This window comes from Vibrio sp. 10N.261.46.E11 (genome assembly GCF_041472735.1).
GTDB lineage: Bacteria > Pseudomonadota > Gammaproteobacteria > Enterobacterales > Vibrionaceae > Vibrio.
Map to the genome: position 1 here is coordinate 10,484 of NZ_JBFRQW010000064.1, position 598 is coordinate 11,081.

1 protein-coding gene is annotated in these 598 nt (G+C 44.0%); it reads right to left on the bottom strand.

Features of this window, described 5'->3' with window-relative positions:
• Positions 1 to 76: 76 nt before the first annotated feature.
• Positions 77 to 598, bottom strand: a 522-nt coding sequence (locus AB4407_RS18800; protein ID WP_372121616.1) for a flagellin, incomplete at its 5' end; no start/stop codon positions are given.

Below are 598 nucleotides of genomic sequence, written 5' to 3' on the forward strand. Positions count from 1 at the left end.
GCGCTCATCTCTCACCACGAGCTAATTTGTGGAAGCCAAACGTTAACATCTTTCATTAACGTGGCCTTTCAACCGATTAACCTAGTAGGCTAAGTGCCGAGTTCGGAGCTTGCTTCGCTTGAGCAAGAATCGAGCTTGAAGCTTGAGAAAGGATTTGAGATTTGGTCATCTGAGTCGTCTCTTTAGCGAAATCGGTATCTTTGATACGGCCCTTAGATGCATTAACGTTTTCGTTGATGTTATCTAAGTTGTTAATTGCGTGGTCGAAACGGTTTTGGAAAGCACCAAGCTCAGAACGGTGGCTATCTACATATTTCAGTGCCGCATCGATAACAGCTACAGATTCTTGAGCACCACCAACAGACGTTACATCGATAGTATCAACCGTAACTTGCTTAGCCTCTAGAGTTTTAGGGTCCTCAGGATTCTTGCCTGCTTGCATGCCTAGTTCATCTGATAAAGCACCTGAAAATGCAATTTCTCCATCAACTTTGTTGTTGCCAGCGAAGATTTGAAGTTTACCTTCGTCATCAACAGACGCTTTAACTAGGTCTTGCTGACCGTTAATGTAAGTCGCTAGCTCTTCAATGTCATCGCC